This window comes from Sedimentitalea todarodis, assembly GCF_032595355.1.
GTDB lineage: Bacteria > Pseudomonadota > Alphaproteobacteria > Rhodobacterales > Rhodobacteraceae > Sedimentitalea > Sedimentitalea todarodis.
In genome coordinates this window covers 291,999-307,555 of record NZ_JASMWN010000003.1, presented here as the reverse complement: position 1 = coordinate 307,555, position 15,557 = coordinate 291,999, and the positions used below count along the sequence as shown (strand labels likewise).

Here is a 15,557-nt window from a genome sequence, read left to right as displayed (position 1 = left end):
ATGGAATATAATAAATAAATTGAAAGATGCTGCTATCGATCACAAAGTGTTGAGTGCTGCGATACGATCCGCTTCACTGCGTCCAGCGCGCTGATTCCGGCGCCAACTCTGGGTGCAAACCCGTATCAGACAAGATTACTTCGGGAGGAGAAACCGATGAAACTGTTTACCGCTGCCGCCACGGCAATGGCCCTGTCAATGACCGCAACCGCAGGCTTTGCGGCGTGCGACGATGGCGAAATCGTCATCAAATTCAGCCACGTCACCAACACCGACAAGCACCCAAAGGGCATCGCCGCGTCGCTGCTTCAGGAGCGGGTCAACGAAGAGATGAACGGCAAGGTTTGTATGGAGGTCTTCCCGAATTCGACTCTGTACAACGATGACCAGGTGCTCGAGGCGATGCTGCAGGGCGATGTGCAGATGGCCGCACCGTCATTGTCGAAGTTCGAGCAGTTCACCAAGGTGTTCCGCATTTTCGACCTGCCCTTCATGTTCAACAACATGGAGGCCGTCGACGCGTTCCAAACGTCCGAAGCCGGCCAGAAAATGAAGGAATCGATGACCCGTCGTGGCCTTTTGGGGCTGGGCTTCTGGCACAATGGCATGAAGCAGATGTCGGCCAACAAACCGTTGGTGACGCCAGCAGATGCGGCCGGTTTGAAATTCCGCGTGCAGAATTCCGACGTCCTCAAGGCACAGATGGCGGCGATGGGTGCGAGCCCGCAGCCGATGGCCTTTTCCGAGGTGTATGGCGCGCTGCAGACCGGTGTCGTGGACGGGCAGGAGAACACCTGGTCCAATATCTACGGCCAGAAGTTCTTTGAAGTTCAGGACGGTACCACCGAAACCAACCACGGCGTCCTGGACTATATGCTCGTGACATCGACCGATTGGTGGGACAGCCTGCCCGATGATATTCGCACCCAACTGGCGACCATCGTCGACGAGGTGACCCAAACCCGGAACGCCGCTGTGGGCGAAGTTGATGCTTCTGCCCGTCAGGCCATTCTCGATGCTGGCGCGACCATTATCGAACTGACGCCGGAACAGCGCACCGCGTGGGTCGAAGCGATGAAGCCCGTCTGGGCCGAGTTCGAGAGTGATGTCGGTGCGGACAACATTGCGGCCGCGCAAGAATTCAACGCCATGAACTGAGCGTCATACGCGCACTGGTCCGGCCCTCACGAGGGGCCGGACCCATTTGATTTCGCATCTTGAAACAGGGGGCAAGGCATTATGTCGGCCAAATACGAGTCAAACTCGGTCCTGGGCCGGGTGGTCAACGAACTCGAGGAAACCGCGATTGCAATTCTCCTCGGGCTGATGACCCTCATCACTTTCGTAAACGTTGTTCTGCGGTATGGCTTCAACACCGGCTTGATCTGGGGACTGGAGGCGACATCGTTCCTGTTTGCCTGGCTGGTACTGTTCGGGATCAGCTACGCGGTCAAGGTGACTGCGCATCTTGGTGTGGATGCGGTTATTACGCTGTTCTCCGACCCCGTACGCAAGGCTTTGGCCCTGTTTGCCGGGGCGGTCTGCATATTCTACGCGGCCCTGATCATGAAGGGTGCCTGGGATTATTGGGCTCCTTTCGCCGGGTTTGACGCGACCAGCGGGCGCTGGTTCCCGACGGGTTTCGCGCCGACTCGCGATCAGGCCTGGTACGAGGTCGTCGACATCCCGATCCCGGAATGGCTCCGCTGGATCGAGCCGATCATGAACGAAGGCGAGAGCTATGAAAAGCTTCCGCGTTTCATTCCCTACGCAATCCTGCCGATAGGTGCCGCCTTGCTTCTGTTTCGCTTTGTGCAGGCGACCATCCGGATCGCGCGCGGCGAGTCGGCAGGGCTGATCGTCAGCCACGAAGCCGAGGACGCCATCGCGGATGTCCAGCACATGAACCGGGGGGACTGAACCCATGGAAGTCGCCATTCTCTTTCTGATGGTCATCGGCCTCATGCTGGTCGGGGTACCGATTGCGGTCAGCCTTGGCATGTCCTCGATCATGTTCCTTCTGGTGCTCAGCGATACATCGCTGGCCTCGATCGCGCAGACGCTGTTTCAAGCGATGGCCGGCCACTATACGCTGCTGGCTATCCCGTTCTTCGTGCTTGCCTCGTCCTTCATGTCGACCGGCGGGGTGGCCAAACGGATCATCCGCTTTGCCATCGCGATTGTCGGCCATTTGCCCGGCGGGTTGGCGATCGCGGGTGTCTTTGCCTGTATGCTCTTTGCGGCCTTGTCGGGGTCGTCCCCGGCCACGGTTGTTGCCATCGGTTCGATCGTCATCGCCGGAATGCGGCAGGTCGGGTACTCCAAGGATTTTGCAGCGGGCGTGATCGCCAACGCCGGCACCCTGGGCATCCTGATCCCGCCCTCCATCGTGATGGTGGTCTATGCCAGCGCCACCGACGTGTCGGTTGGCCGCATGTTCCTGGCGGGAGTTATTCCGGGGCTGATGGCGGGCACCATGCTGATGTTCACCATCTACATTATCGCCAAGGTCAAGAACCTGCCCAAGGGCGACTGGCTGGGCTGGGGCGAGGTGTTTGCTTCGGGTCGCGAAGCGGGCTGGGGCCTGTTTCTGATTGTGATCATTCTGGGCGGTATCTATGGCGGTATCTTCACGCCGACAGAGGCTGCTGCCGTGGCTGCGGTCTATGCCTTCCTGATCTCCTGTTTCGTTTACCGCGACATGGGGCCACTGACCCGGCCGGAGGGGGAGCGCAATCTGACGCTGCTCGACAAGCCCGTCGCGCTGGTCACGGCGTTCTTTCACAAGGATGTGCGGGATACCCTGTTCGAAGCGGGCAAGCTGACGGTCACATTGATGTTCATCATCGCCAACGCTCTGATCCTGAAGCACGTTCTGACGGACGAGCAGATTCCGCAGCAGATCGCGGGCTCAATGCTGGCAGCAGGGTTCGGCCCGATCATCTTCCTGATGATCGTCAACGTGATCCTCTTGATCGGGGGGCAGTTCATGGAACCCTCGGGCCTGATCGTGATCGTCGCACCGCTGGTCTTCCCGATTGCCATCGAACTGGGGATTGATCCGATTCACCTCGGCATCATCATGGTGGTGAACATGGAGATCGGAATGATCACGCCACCTGTGGGGCTCAACCTGTTTGTGACCTCGGGCGTGGCCGGAATGCCGATGATGCGGGTTGTCCGTGCAGCGCTGCCGTTTCTTGCGGTACTGTTCGTGTTCCTGATCATCGTGACCTATGTACCATCGATCAGTACATTCCTTCCGAACACCTTCATGGGGCCGGAGATCATCGTCAAATAGCGCGCGATCGCGCATTTTGAACGCTGCAAATGGAATGGCGCCGTCTCAGGTCATGAGGCGGCGCCATTTGCGTTTTGCGGGCCCGTCTTCAGGGCCGGGCTGCTGTCACTGGGCGTTTCACTTGCAGCTGTCGCGCAATTCGAACCCGTGCTAGCATCTTGTCGCTGCCCGCAGACGTAACGGGAAGGGAGGCAACCGTGATACCAGAATTGAACCTGAACGCGTTGAATGCACGTGATCCTGGAGAAATGGCAGTGCTTGGCCGAGCCGTGCGCGAAATTGGATTTCTGACGGTGACCGGGACCAGCCTGAGCGCGGCGCGCGTGTCCCGTGTTCTGGACCTGTATCGCGCGTTCTTCGAACTGCCTGCGGCTGACAAACGCCCGGTGGATATGGTGCGCACGGGATCGAACCGGGGATGGGGCGCTCCGGGGTCTGAGCAGGTAGATCCGGGGGCGAATCCGGATTTCAAGGAAGTCTTTGATTGTGGATATGAACTGCCAACAGACCACCCGTTGGCATCGCAGGGCCTGAGCGTCTATGCGCCGAACCTCTGGCCGTCCATTCCGGCCGAGTTTCGGTGCGAGATACAAGACTATTACGCCGAGGCGCTCAATGTCGGGCGGCAGGTTCTGGCGGCGATCTCTGATGTGGCGGGCGATGATCCCTTTGGCTTTGACGGAGCGTTTGATGCGCCCATGGCGCTGTTGCGGGGCAACTATTACCCTGAGCGGCCGAACTGGGCTGGCGCAAAGGATTTCGGGATTGCCGCGCATACGGACTATGGATGTCTGACGCTTTTGGCGATGGACGGATCACCGGGGCTGACAGTGCAGATGCCGGATGGGAGCTGGCAGGCGATCGACGCGCAACCCGGTGTCTTTGTCATCAACTTTGGTGAGATGCTGGAGATGTGGACCGGCGGGCGCGTGAAGGCGACATTGCATCGCGTGGTCGGCGGTGCGAACGAACGGATCTCGGTGCCGTTGTTTCTCAACCCGTCTTATGACACCAACGTCGCGCCGCCGGGGGCGCGCGAACCGATCCTTGCGGGCGAGCATTTGTCGCGACGGTTCAACGAGACGTATCTACACCTGAAATCAAAGGCCTGATCGGCATCAGGCCGCGCTGTCAGGGGTGTTGAACTTGATCGATTCGCCGCAGCCACAGGCTTCGGACACGTTGGGGTTGTTGAACCGGAAACCGGATTCCAGTAGCCCGGTTTCATAGTCGATCTCGGTGCCGAAGAGAAACATCTGTGCCATCGGTGCGATCATCACGCGTGCGCCGTCCTGTTCGACCACTTCATCATTGGGATCAGTGGCTTGCACGTATTCCATGGTGTATTCCATGCCCGCACAGCCGCCTTTCTTGACGCCGATGCGCAGGCCGGAATGGTCGTTCTTGGCCATGAGCCTTGTGATCTGGTTGGCCGCTGCGGGGGTCAGGGTGACCGCCTGTTTGCCGGGTATTCCAAACATTTTACTGTTTCCTCAAAACGGCTTACGTGCCGTTCTTTACATGAATCCAAGTTCCAGACGGGCCTCGTCGCTCATCATGTCCATGCCCCAGGGGGGTTCCCAGGTGAGATCGACGTCGACCTGTTTGACACCGGGGATCGGATCGACCGCATCAGCGACCCAACCGGGCATTTCACCGGCGACGGGACAGCCCGGCGCGGTCAGGGACATGATGACTTTCACCTCGTTTTCCGGTGATATATCAATGGTATAGATCAGTCCGAGCTCATAGATGTTGACCGGGATTTCCGGGTCATAAACGCTGCGGCACGCCTCGACCACCGAGTCATAGAGCGGGTGATCGGTGGTGGAGGGCGCAATCAGCGGCGCACCTTCGAGCGGTTCCGGAGCGTGAGTCATGTGGGCCTCTGGGTTGTTCCTGAGTGATTATATAGGAATTAACGCGGAAACGTCCAGTGGGGGCGGCGACGCGGGGTGGGGTTATTCTTGCGAAACGGCCCCGGGCAACGGGTCAGAGTGCCATATGCAACCGGGGGGCGGCGGGATGGCGGCAACGTCGCGCCAGTCTTTGGGGACTGACGAGAGCCAACTCCAATAATCATCGTCCCATGCCGGATAAAGCGTCAACCAACCGCGCCAGCGCCCGAAATATTCCTTGTCTGGCAACGGATCAGGGTTTTTGGCAATCCATCGCCAGAGACAGGGCTGCCCGATTTGGTTCTTTCTGTCGTTTGGCACAAGGACGGAGCCATCAAAGAAGGCATTGCGCCAGTCTGTGAGAGCATCAATTTTGGCAGAGCGCAGATCCACGAACCTCAGCGCGCCGCCATTGTTTATGCTCGCGCTGAGGTTCGTGGCCGAAGCGATGTTCGGGTTTTCAAGGGTGCCTGTCAAGAGCGCCCAGCTGAGGTTCGCCTCCTGCATCTGCGCCCCGCTGAGGTCCGCCCCCTGCATCTGCGCCCAGCTGAGGTTCGCCCCCTGCATCTGCGCCCAGCTGAGGTTCGCCCCCTGCATCTGCGCCCAGCGGAGGTTCGCCCCCTGCATCTGCGCCTCGCTGAGGTTCGCCCCCTGCATCTGCGCCCAGCGGAGGTTCGCCCCCTGCATCTGCGCCTCGCTGAGGTTCGCCCCCTGCATCTGCGCCCAGCGGAGGTTCGCCTCCTGCATCTGCGCCCTGCGGAGGACCGCCTCCTGCATCTGCGCCTGCCAAAGGTTCGCCCCCTGCATCTGCGCCTCGCTGAGGTTCGCCTCCTGCATCTGCGCCCCGCCAAGGTCAGCACCGGACAGGGATGTTTCTGATAGGATGGCGTTGCGAAAATCCGGCGGATCGGCGTTGGGGGCGCTCCAGCGCGGTTTTTTCAGCGCAGCGAGGGCGGCGGTGCGGCGAGTTTTCCATTCGGTTTCAAAGGCCGCTGGTGGATCAGAGGCGGGTGTGGGCAACGCGGGTGTGTCGTCTTTGCCAAAGAGGAGACCGGGCAGGCGGCTGATCAGGCCGGGAACCGCAGCTGTCGGCGGATCGCAGGCTGGTTTTTCGCGGGCGCACCATTCGGACAGAAAATCCGCGCGCGCGATGTCATAGGGAAGCCAGTCGGCAGGTTTTTCGACCAGCGCGGCGCCGGTGAGATTTATGGGGGCAAGCGTGATCCAGTCCGAGGATTCAACCGTCCGGCTGTGGGTCAGCAGAGCGATGGCGGGGATCAACAGGAACAGAAGTACGGGTAATGCTTCAGTGTCCTGCCAGACACGGTGGGTGGACCGGTCTTGCGATGCCATGCGTCGTCGCATCATCGCGACACTGGCATAGCCGAAGGCGAGCGCGAAGAGCAGGCAGGTGCCCGCAAGCCCGGTCATCACCCAGTCGCGGGCGGGCATCGAGGCCCACCAGAGCCAACCGAGGATGGCGGGGCCGGCGATCCAGGCAAAGAGGGTGTTCCAGATGGCGTTGGGGATTTCCATGGCGCGGGGGGTGATGCAGGTGGGGTCGCGATAGGTGGCGCGCAACTTCAGCGCAACATCGCTGACCAGCCATGGGGTGATGGCGTCACCCAGCGGGGTTTTGTTGATGATTGGATCGGCGGCGCCGAGGGCGTCCCAGAGGCGGATCAGGTAGAGGTGGAAATAACCGTAGACGGCGGTGATGAGCAACGGCGCTGCGTAGAAGAACAGCCATGTGGGGACGCTGACGTTGACCAGGGGCAGGGCGGTGGCGCGGTCGACGCCGTAGAAGTCGATATGCTGCACGCCCATCAGGGTAATGGCGACAAAGACCAGAACACCCAGAAGCACGAACCACGTGTTGCGCGCGTTGGTGGTGAGCGCGTTGATGCGCGCGACGGGATCGGGGGTCTCGGACATGGATGCGCCTGTTGTCGGGTTCAGGGTCTGCGGGGACCCCGGATGTTCCAGTAGAATGCTTCGAGCTTGCGGCTGGGTTCTTCGAAAAACGTGTTCTCGTAGGCGGTGTCGAGCAGCGAGGGGCTGACCACGATTTTCTGCGACAGGATTTCAAAGAAACGGGCAATGCGCAGGTCGCGGATTTCGGCCCCCTCGCGGTGGCTGATCTTGCCGTAGATCGCGTAGCGGTCGTTGGAATAGGTCTGGCCGGCGCCTTCGATCTCGGCGCCGCAGCCGGGGACATTGCGGGCGTTGTAGGTGATGATCTCTCGGTCGCCGATGTAGTAGTAGAATTCATCGTTGCAAAACGCCTTGGCGGCCTTTTCGTGGGTTTCATAGCTTTGGACGACGACGCTGGTGCTGAGTGCGGTGCTGCAGGAGTTGGTCTGATCGCGCACATAGGCGCGCAACAATTCGGCATAGCTCTTGAGTTCGTTGGCCAGCAGCACCTTGGGAATGCCCGACAGCGCGGCCGTGGTGTTGCGGACGTATCCGATCAGCGGCTTTGCCGGGCAGTTGGCGTTGCCGATGCTTGCGGTGCCGCGGTTGATCAGACCCATGCCGGACAGGAACAACGGGGGCGACAGGATAAAGCCGTGCCGGCGGGCATTGGTGATCGTCGCGGGGTCGCAGAGGATGTCGATCTTGTCGCCGAGATATTCCAGACGACTGGGCTTGGGTGTGCCGTTGCGTTCGTCTTCCTGTATCAGGCAATCAACGTCCACAACCTTGACGTCCGAATAGCCGAAGCTGGTGGAGTCAGCGGGCCGGGTGACCTGCATGTCGGCGAGAACCGCATCACAGATCTTGCTCATGTAACCGGTGTAATTGTGCAAGGCGAGCGGTGCCTGGGGGGCGGCGCTCCAGACTTCGCGCAGGTTCTCGGAATAGTACGAGAACGGCCGGGCGTGACGCCGCACGCCAATGCGCAGCGATGTGATATCTGCCAGATCTGTAGAGTCAGGTTGCGGGCAGGTCGCGTTTTGGGGTGGCACGTTTGATGGGTATTGCTGTTGTGCACACAAGGGTGTTGCCAGCAACAGGAGAGCGGCCAAGGTATGTCCAAACGCGGGCTTCATTCTTCCGTTTCCTCGTCATTATCGCCACTGTCGTTGGTATCGTCCGAGTCCTTGCCAGTGTTCAGGCGTGTTCCCGAGGTTTCGGAAAACTCGACGAAAAAGGCAAAGAGAATTAGGAACAGCACCGGCAGCTGTGTCAGGATCAGCAAGTCGCGCGCGACATAGGACGTCAGCCAGAAGGCGTCGTGGTTCAGGGCCGTGCCGAGTGAGCCGGTGTTCCACCAGACCATCCAGAAACTATCGACCTCGATTGGCGGAAGGAACCGCAACGTGGCCATTGGCACCAGCCAGACAGAAAAAACATAAATCACCGACGTCAGCACCGCGAGAGAGAGCGTGGCCGGAAGGGCCCAATCGTCGTGTTTGTCGATGATGACAAAGACCGAGATCGAAAGAACGAAACAGGGCACGAAGTAGGCGACAAAATATTGCCAGTTTTCGACGAACAGAAATTCGATCTGCGATGTTGTGACATCAAAATCGGCATTCCAGAAGAGACGCAGGATAAAACCGATAGAGAGGGCGAACACACCGGCAAGCGCGGGAAGGATTGCACCCGTCAGAAGCCGCACGTAAGGTACGCGCTTCATCGTCCATCTCCGCCAAGCGTTCTGGTCCATCTGAACGTCTTTTTCAAAGATCGACATTTGCACGACGGCGGCGACCATCAGCAGCAGCGCCAGATTGTCAAAGAACGTCCACTCCATCATCTGCGTTTTCGAATCCTTGCGATAGTCTGCAAGCCCGCTCTCAAATGCCGCCTGGCATCCCTTTTCGGTGACGACATTGATCAGATCATCGGGAAGTTCATCGGAAGAATCTTCACCGGTCGGTACATAGTAGATATCACGGCAGGCGATGTAGCTGTTGTCAGTGCGGCCGAGCCGATCATAGATCTGCTCTGCCATCAGGTTTGGGTAGGTCTGAACTTCCTGTAACTTGAAGGACTGGTGAACAAAAAAGCCGGCAAAGGTGGCGATGACAGCCGCGAAAAACAGCGAGCCTGCGAAAGAATTCTGTTCCACCTTGTAGCCACGATCGGCAAAGGCCCTGACTTTTTGCAGGGCGCTTTGACGGTCGACATTCAGAACCGTGCGGCTGTTGCAGATGAAATAGACGGCAAAGACGGCGCGGGCGCTGTTGGCGACCTCGATGGCCTTTTCGCGCAACCGTTCAAGGCTCGCTTCGTCATATTTTTTGAAGTCGTCGATTTCGTCATGCAGCGTCTTTGGGCTGTCATCGTTTGGCTTGCGCTTGTTGCCCGGTTTTCCGATCGAGTCATCAAGGGTGGCGGAAATATCACCCAATTCCTTCATGCCGAGGAGCGGGAAATGGGTGGCGCGTTGACCACCGATAATCGCGGGGCGCAGCAGGTCGATGACGCGCAGGGCCTTGCAGATATCAAACAGGTACTGTTCCTTGCCCTTGGGCCGGTTATCCTCGACCTCCCGCCCCAACCTGGTTTGGGCATTGCTAAGCAATGAAGCCAGCAGGCCCTTGGTGCCCGTGGATATCTTTGCAGGGCGGCCGGGTTCGAGTGGTAGCGTGGTGACGGTCATCAGATCGCTGATTGATTTGGGCGCGATTTCCTCGGCCTTCAGCGGCTTGAGCTTCTCCCGGAAACTGGCCATCAGCGGCCCGGTCGGCGGGGTTGTTTCGGAGAGAAAATCGGGATCCTGCAGGCGGTCTAGTACCTGGTACACCCCGCGCGGAACGCCGGCGAGCCGGTGGGCAAGGGTGCGGATATGCAATTCTATATTGCGCGTGGCGCCGACCGAGTAGAATGCGATTATGAAGGCCGAGATGAAGAGCGGCTTGCCGTAATCGGTCCCGGACAGATCGAAGGGGTCGCTTTCCGGGCCGAGCGTCGTCCCCGTGGCTCCGACGAGGTTGGCAGCAGCGCTGGATTTGTAGATCAGTTCGACCAGTTCTGTCGATGAGAGAAGGACCGCGTAGCTGATCAGGTAGAGCAGCGAGTAGACGTAGAACCCGAAGTTCCATTCGCGGGGCGAGCAGAGGTGGCGCGCCTCGAGATGTTCAAGAATGCCGTAGAATGCGAAGGGATGATGCTTGGCCGAAACCGAGTAATTGCGCCGCGCCTCGATCACAAGCGTTATTGCGCCGAAAAGTATGACCCCGGCGTATATCAGATTGTTCATCTTTCAGACTTTGTCAGACGTCTACGAGCAACGTTCGACTGTCGGGTTACACGGTCCTGCGGCAGGGTCGCCAGGACGCTGCAGTGTGTCGACTGGCAAGATCAGCACAGCCAAGATGACGCTAAAAAATGCGTACTTCATGGGGTTACTCCAATAAATATTTACGACAATAAGGAGTTAGCGTAGCATGATTCTTTGTTTTCAGCAACTTTGACGCGAATTGTTCAGAGTTTTGCCCGCAGGCGGGGGTTGAAGGCTGACAGAGAAAACACCCGCTACGAGGCTTTGGAATACAAGCTTGAAATCAGAACGGGCTGATTTCGTCCGGCCATCGTCGAGGGTGTTCGCTGATGATCAGATGGACATCAGCGCCTGGCAGTTCGGTGCGAACGTCAGCAATCATCTGAAGGTTGATCCCGTCAACTCTGGACGCGGTTATGGGCTGACCGGGGTCGTAGTATGCAGTGACGAGGTGACTGCGCCCGAGCTTGATGACCGACAGGTCAACGAGTGTGCCGCCATGTTCTGCTATGGCGGGCCGGATCGCGCGGCGGGCAGTTGCCAGCGAGGCCGGGCTTGCGGTGACGCCTGCGAGTTCGCTCATGCCAGACATCAGGTCGCGCCGGTATTGTCCGACCACAAACAGGCAGAGAACCAGCACGACGATCGAGTCGCCGACAGGGGCGATCGGAGCGAGAAAGCCGTCGCGAAAAATGTAAACCGCACCAAGTCCGATGGCGGCGGCGGCGGTGATGATCCCGTCAAACATCGATGCCTTGGCCTCGAGTCGCAGGATATCGCTGGATTTTCCGGTGCGGCTCCAGGTGCGGTGATGCAGCGCCCAGAGCAGGAAGCAGGTTATGCCGATCAGGACGAAATAGATCATCAATGGCGCAAATACGAGTTGCGGTGGCGTGCCGCCGGACAGGAACTTGTAAATGTTCATGCTCGCAGAGGCGACAGCAAAAAACACGAGACCCAATAGCGACAGCGCACGGAAAGTCGCGAACAGGGCCTCGTCCGCAGCATATCCCATCGGACGCAGCCGGTCCGGACCAGCCTCGACATTCTGGCTGATGCGGCGGCCCAGAAAGGCCGCGGTAAAGCCGATCAGCGAGAACAGACCGTCAGTCAAGATGGCAATCGAATTGGACAGGATGGCTGCAACGATTCCGGCCACGGCCATGAACAGGTTGCCCCACATCGCGACTTGCAGCGAGCGGCCTTCAAGTTGGCGGATCCGCCCCGCACCCATCTGCGGGGAAGAAGCCGGGGGCCTGTCAGCCATTGATGTCGTCCTCAAAGGTCTTGACCTGACCTTTGGGCAACGCGAAATAGCGGCGCAGGCCGAGCCAGGTGACCAGCGACAGCGCCGCAAAGATCAGGAGCAGCAAGGGCAGCGTCACGGAGAGGCCAAGTGCCAGCAGCAGCGCCACGACAGCGGCACCGATGGCGAACCCCAGAAAGATAAAACCGGGGATCAGCATTTCGGCGATGCCAAGGATCAGGGCGAAACACAGCCAGGCCCACCAGAGCGACCAGAAGATCATCAGCTCCGGCCTTTCAGCATCTTGAAGGCGTCCCCAAACGCCTCAAGCGCGTTGGCGGGCAACAGGATCGTTTGCTTGCCATCGCCCGCACCGAGCGCATTCAACGCCGCGACCTGTTTCAACGCGACCTGGTATTGCGCGGCCTCCAGCCCGTTTTCCTGGATCGCCTTGGCCACGACACTGGTGGCATAGGCCTCGGCATCGGCCTCGATCCGGCGGGCCTTGGCGATCTGTTCGGCGGCATACAGCTGCGCGTCCGCATTCAATTCGACGGCGCGCTTGGATCCTTCGGCCTCGGTCACCTGCGCGCGTCGGGCGCGCTCGGCATTGAGCTGTTGCAGCATCGCGTCGCGGGTGGCCTGATCGAGATTGACGTCCAGGATCTCGGCGCGGGTGACTTCGATGCCCCAGTCATCCACCGCGTCCTCGACGCTGGTCTGGATCTGGCCAATCAACTGGGCACGGTTGGATTGCACCTCGTCCAGATCCATCTTGCCGATTTCGGCGCGCACGATGCCGGCGACGGTGGTGGCAATCGCCGCGTCCACGTCACGGATGCGATAGACGGTCTTTTCCGGCTCGAGGATGCGATAGAACACCGAGGTGTCGATCTGCACCAGCACGTTGTCCTTGGTGATCGCGTCCTGCGTTGCATTGGGCAACTGGCGTTCGAGGATCGAGATCTTGTGGCGCACCACGTCCAGGAACGGCACGATGAAGTTGATGCCCGGCCCCAGCACGGATCGCAGCCGGCCAAACCGCTCGACGACGTGCTTTTCCGATTGCGGCACGATGCGCACGCCTTTGAAGATGACAACGAACAGAAGGATCGCGCCAAAGATGTAGATGCCGCTGTCGCCGAGCAGCGCGAGAATCTGGTCTTCGGTCATGGGGACTCCTTGGGGTTGGCCGGTTCTGTATTTGACCTCTGCGGGCGCAATTATCAAGTCAATCCCGGCATGGGTGCAGGTTTTGCTGGCGTTGCGGAGACAGGCGGTGTGTGGTGGCCCGAACAGAGACGGGGGGATGGCGATGGATTGGGTTGCGATGGCGGCGCCTTGGCTGAAATGGGAAGCCGAGATCGAGGCCGCGCATGGCGTGATGCTGGACGGGCTGATGGAGCGCGCCGCGTTGCAGGCGGGCGAGGCGGTTCTGGATATCGGCTGTGGCAGCGGTGGCGCGACGTTGCGGGTGCTGGACGCCGTCGGGGCGGACGGGCGTGTCCTGGCGATTGACATTGCGCCGCCGATGACCGAGCGTGCCGCGGCGCGCTTGAACGGGCGAGCGGCGGTCGGGTTGGGTGATGCACAGCAATACGCGTTCCAGGCCGGTGGCTTTGACGCGGTGATTTCACAGTTCGGGCTGATGTTCTTTGCCGACACCGGGGCGGCGTTTGCCAATATCCGCCGTGCGGTCCGGCCCGGTGGGCGGTTCGATTTCGTGGCCTGGGGGGCACCGGTGAGAAACGATTGGTTCGCAATGCCGCGCCGGATTGCAACGGAAAGGCTGGGACCGGGAGAGCCGCCGGACCCACTTGCACCGGGGCCGTTTGCGTTTGCCGACGCGGCGCGGGTGACGGGCCTGCTGAAGGCGGCAGGCTGGCAGGCCGAGGTCGAGACCGTCGCGTTGGACATGTTGCCCAGGGGCACCCCACAAGAGCTGGCTGGCATGCAGATGGACATGGGGGCGGCGGCGATGGTCTTGCGCGAACGGGGCGGAACTGAGGCCGACCGGGCGGTCATTGCGGATGGTGTCCGTGACGGCTTTGCGGCGATGGAGCGCGACGGTCAGGTTCATGTGCCTGCCGAGGTGCATTATTTCTCGGCGGTTTCACCGGCCTAGTTTGGTGGGTGCAGCGGTTCTGCCGGTGCTCGCCGAAGGACTTGGGTCGCTTGGCCTGTGGCGTCGCAGCAAAGGGCGCGGCTGGCGCCGGGATCGTCGCCATTTGGCGAGCACGGACCGTCTGAATCCCGGACTTTGCCTTTTGCCGTATTTGCCGGTAACGGAAGCGGATGAGTGACAGAATTTCCTTTGCGCTGAACGCAACCGATGGCACCGCCCGCGCCGGGGTGATCTCGACCCCGAGGGGTGAGATCCGCACGCCAGCCTTTATGCCCGTGGGTACAGCGGCGACGGTCAAGGCAATGCTGCCCGAAAGTGTCGCCGCAACCGGGGCCGACATTCTGCTGGGCAACACCTACCACCTGATGTTGCGCCCAACGGCCGAACGCATTGACCGGCTTGGCGGTCTGCACCGCTTCATGAGCTGGGACAAGCCGATCCTGACGGATTCCGGTGGCTTTCAGGTCATGAGCCTTGCCGGGCTGCGCAAGCTGACGGCAGAGGGTGTCACCTTCAAATCTCATATCGACGGATCAAGACATGTGCTGACGCCGGAACGGTCGATGGAGGTCCAGCGCCTTTTGGGCAGCGATATCGTCATGTGTTTCGATGAATGCCCGGCCTTGCCTGCCGACAAGGCACGGATTGCCGAAAGCATGCGCCTGTCGATGCGATGGGCGAAGCGGTCGCGCGACGCATTCGGGGATCGTCCGGGTCATTCATTGTTTGGCATTCAACAAGGCGGGCTTGAGCCTGACCTGAGAGCGCAGAGCGCCGAGGCCCTGCGCGAGATCGGATTCGACGGCTATGCGATCGGTGGGCTGGCCGTGGGCGAGGGGCAGGAAGCGATGTTCTCGGTCCTGGATTTCGCCCCGGATATGCTGCCTGCCGATCGCCCGCGCTATCTGATGGGAGTTGGCAAGCCGGATGACATCGTCGGTGCGGTGGCGCGCGGGGTGGATATGATGGATTGCGTGCTGCCGTCGCGGTCTGGGCGGACAGGACAGGTGTTCACACGGCGCGGGGTGCTGAACATCAAGAATGCCCGGCATCAGGACGATCCCCGGCCACTGGATGCGGAATGTGGTTGTCCGGCCTGTCGCAACTACAGCCGGGCCTATCTGCACCACGTATTCCGCAGTCAGGAGATCATCAGTTCGATGCTGCTGACCTGGCATAACTTGCAATACTATCAGGACTTGATGCAGGGCATGCGTGTGGCCATCCGGGAAGGTGCATTCGCTGCCTGGGAAGACGCATTTCACGCTACGCGCGCTGAGGGCGACATTTCTCGCCTGTGACAAGCGGTCGGCTCGGGTGGCGTCCAAAGCCGCCAATCTAGGTTGCGACATCTTCGGGCGCGTCGGCGTGTGTAGATGCGGAGAGGGTCCGGATTTGATGCTGTTCTGTTGCGCGATGTCTTTGCGGCCTCTAGGCTTCCGGATGTCGGTGGTGCGCAGAATTGAACTCTGCGCAGCACCAGCGTGATAGCGTCTTGGGAGGACATCTGTGCGCGGTCTTTAGATTTTCGATGAAGGACGGTATTGTCTGCTGCGCCCTATGTTTGCTGGTCAGAGTCTGTGTTTTGCCAGGGTCGCTCCGGCACAAGTTGATTCCGGGTGGGATTGAGCTTTGGACAAACCAACTGGCGCACGACGCTGTTGGCCTGCGGCCAAGACGCCCCGCCCGCCATCCCGAAAGGTGTCTTTGGCTGGACGTGCGAGGGAGACGCGGGGCAGAGGCTTCTGTAATTC

At 60.1% G+C, this 15,557-nt stretch carries 14 protein-coding genes; 6 read left to right on the top strand and 8 right to left on the bottom strand.

The features are described from left to right. The first annotated feature begins 156 nt into the window (after window positions 1-156). The 4 genes from QO231_RS06255 (at window position 157) to QO231_RS06240 (ending at window position 4,413) form a co-directional block, all read left to right on the top strand. On the top strand, window positions 157-1,158 hold the full coding sequence (locus QO231_RS06255; protein ID WP_316774358.1) for a TRAP transporter substrate-binding protein: 1,002 nt from the start codon (window positions 157-159) through the stop codon (window positions 1,156-1,158). 81 nt (window positions 1,159-1,239) lie between these two features. Further along, entirely contained in the window at window positions 1,240-1,920 is a 681-nt protein-coding gene (locus tag QO231_RS06250) for a TRAP transporter small permease (RefSeq protein ID WP_316774356.1), read from the top strand. 4 nt (window positions 1,921-1,924) lie between these two features. Continuing rightward, window positions 1,925-3,301, top strand: a complete 1,377-nt coding sequence (locus tag QO231_RS06245) for a TRAP transporter large permease (protein WP_316774354.1) — start codon at window positions 1,925-1,927, stop codon at window positions 3,299-3,301. A 197-nt stretch (window positions 3,302-3,498) separates the two neighbouring features. Continuing rightward, a complete protein-coding gene (locus QO231_RS06240; protein ID WP_316774352.1) occupies window positions 3,499-4,413 on the top strand; it encodes an isopenicillin N synthase family dioxygenase in 915 nt (304 codons plus the stop codon). A gap of 6 nt (window positions 4,414-4,419) precedes the next feature. Here the strand turns inward: QO231_RS06240 and QO231_RS06235 are convergent, their stop codons facing one another. The 8 genes from QO231_RS06235 to QO231_RS06200 form a co-directional block, all read right to left on the bottom strand. Further along, on the bottom strand, window positions 4,420-4,782 hold the full coding sequence (locus QO231_RS06235) for a HesB/IscA family protein (protein ID WP_316774351.1): 363 nt from the start codon (window positions 4,780-4,782) through the stop codon (window positions 4,420-4,422). A 36-nt stretch (window positions 4,783-4,818) separates the two neighbouring features. Continuing rightward, on the bottom strand, window positions 4,819-5,181 hold the full coding sequence (locus tag QO231_RS06230) for an SUF system Fe-S cluster assembly protein (RefSeq protein ID WP_316774350.1): 363 nt from the start codon (window positions 5,179-5,181) through the stop codon (window positions 4,819-4,821). An 81-nt stretch (window positions 5,182-5,262) separates the two neighbouring features. Then, complete coding sequence (locus tag QO231_RS06225) at window positions 5,263-7,134, bottom strand: pentapeptide repeat-containing protein (RefSeq protein WP_316774349.1); 1,872 nt, start codon at window positions 7,132-7,134, stop codon at window positions 5,263-5,265. 20 nt (window positions 7,135-7,154) lie between these two features. Next, window positions 7,155-8,252, bottom strand: a complete 1,098-nt coding sequence (locus QO231_RS06220; RefSeq protein WP_316774348.1) for a substrate-binding periplasmic protein — start codon at window positions 8,250-8,252, stop codon at window positions 7,155-7,157. After that, window positions 8,249-10,411, bottom strand: coding sequence for a hypothetical protein (locus tag QO231_RS06215; protein ID WP_316774347.1), 2,163 nt, complete (start codon window positions 10,409-10,411; stop codon window positions 8,249-8,251). The genes QO231_RS06220 and QO231_RS06215 overlap by 4 nt, the downstream gene beginning before the upstream one ends. A 304-nt stretch (window positions 10,412-10,715) precedes the next feature. Next, entirely contained in the window at window positions 10,716-11,699 is a 984-nt protein-coding gene (locus QO231_RS06210; protein ID WP_316774346.1) for a cation transporter, read from the bottom strand. After that, complete coding sequence (locus QO231_RS06205; RefSeq protein WP_316774344.1) at window positions 11,692-11,961, bottom strand: NfeD family protein; 270 nt, start codon at window positions 11,959-11,961, stop codon at window positions 11,692-11,694. The genes QO231_RS06210 and QO231_RS06205 overlap by 8 nt, the downstream gene beginning before the upstream one ends. Continuing rightward, entirely contained in the window at window positions 11,961-12,851 is an 891-nt protein-coding gene (locus QO231_RS06200; protein WP_316774343.1) for an SPFH domain-containing protein, read from the bottom strand. Before QO231_RS06200 ends, QO231_RS06205 begins: the two co-directional genes overlap by 1 nt. Before the next feature lie 142 nt (window positions 12,852-12,993). Between QO231_RS06200 and QO231_RS06195 the strand changes: the two genes are divergently transcribed. Then, the gene (locus QO231_RS06195) at window positions 12,994-13,803 is read left to right on the top strand and encodes a class I SAM-dependent methyltransferase (protein WP_316774341.1); all 810 of its coding nucleotides are present in this window, start codon (window positions 12,994-12,996) and stop codon (window positions 13,801-13,803) included. A gap of 170 nt (window positions 13,804-13,973) precedes the next feature. Beyond that, window positions 13,974-15,104, top strand: coding sequence for a tRNA guanosine(34) transglycosylase Tgt (tgt, locus tag QO231_RS06190; RefSeq protein WP_316774339.1), 1,131 nt, complete (start codon window positions 13,974-13,976; stop codon window positions 15,102-15,104). Window positions 15,105-15,557: the final 453 nt, after the last annotated feature.

Coding starts and splice junctions, on each gene's coding strand:
- QO231_RS06255 (WP_316774358.1), top strand. CDS start 157: ATGAAACTGTTTACCGCTGCCGCCACGGCAATGGCCCTGTCAATGACC.
- QO231_RS06250 (WP_316774356.1), top strand. CDS start 1,240: ATGTCGGCCAAATACGAGTCAAACTCGGTCCTGGGCCGGGTGGTCAAC.
- QO231_RS06245 (WP_316774354.1), top strand. CDS start 1,925: ATGGAAGTCGCCATTCTCTTTCTGATGGTCATCGGCCTCATGCTGGTC.
- QO231_RS06235 (WP_316774351.1), bottom strand. CDS start 4,782: ATGTTTGGAATACCCGGCAAACAGGCGGTCACCCTGACCCCCGCAGCG.
- QO231_RS06230 (WP_316774350.1), bottom strand. CDS start 5,181: ATGACTCACGCTCCGGAACCGCTCGAAGGTGCGCCGCTGATTGCGCCC.
- QO231_RS06225 (WP_316774349.1), bottom strand. CDS start 7,134: ATGTCCGAGACCCCCGATCCCGTCGCGCGCATCAACGCGCTCACCACC.
- QO231_RS06220 (WP_316774348.1), bottom strand. CDS start 8,252: ATGAAGCCCGCGTTTGGACATACCTTGGCCGCTCTCCTGTTGCTGGCA.
- QO231_RS06215 (WP_316774347.1), bottom strand. CDS start 10,411: ATGAACAATCTGATATACGCCGGGGTCATACTTTTCGGCGCAATAACG.
- QO231_RS06210 (WP_316774346.1), bottom strand. CDS start 11,699: ATGGCTGACAGGCCCCCGGCTTCTTCCCCGCAGATGGGTGCGGGGCGG.
- QO231_RS06205 (WP_316774344.1), bottom strand. CDS start 11,961: ATGATCTTCTGGTCGCTCTGGTGGGCCTGGCTGTGTTTCGCCCTGATC.
- QO231_RS06200 (WP_316774343.1), bottom strand. CDS start 12,851: ATGACCGAAGACCAGATTCTCGCGCTGCTCGGCGACAGCGGCATCTAC.
- QO231_RS06195 (WP_316774341.1), top strand. CDS start 12,994: ATGGATTGGGTTGCGATGGCGGCGCCTTGGCTGAAATGGGAAGCCGAG.
- tgt (WP_316774339.1), top strand. CDS start 13,974: ATGAGTGACAGAATTTCCTTTGCGCTGAACGCAACCGATGGCACCGCC.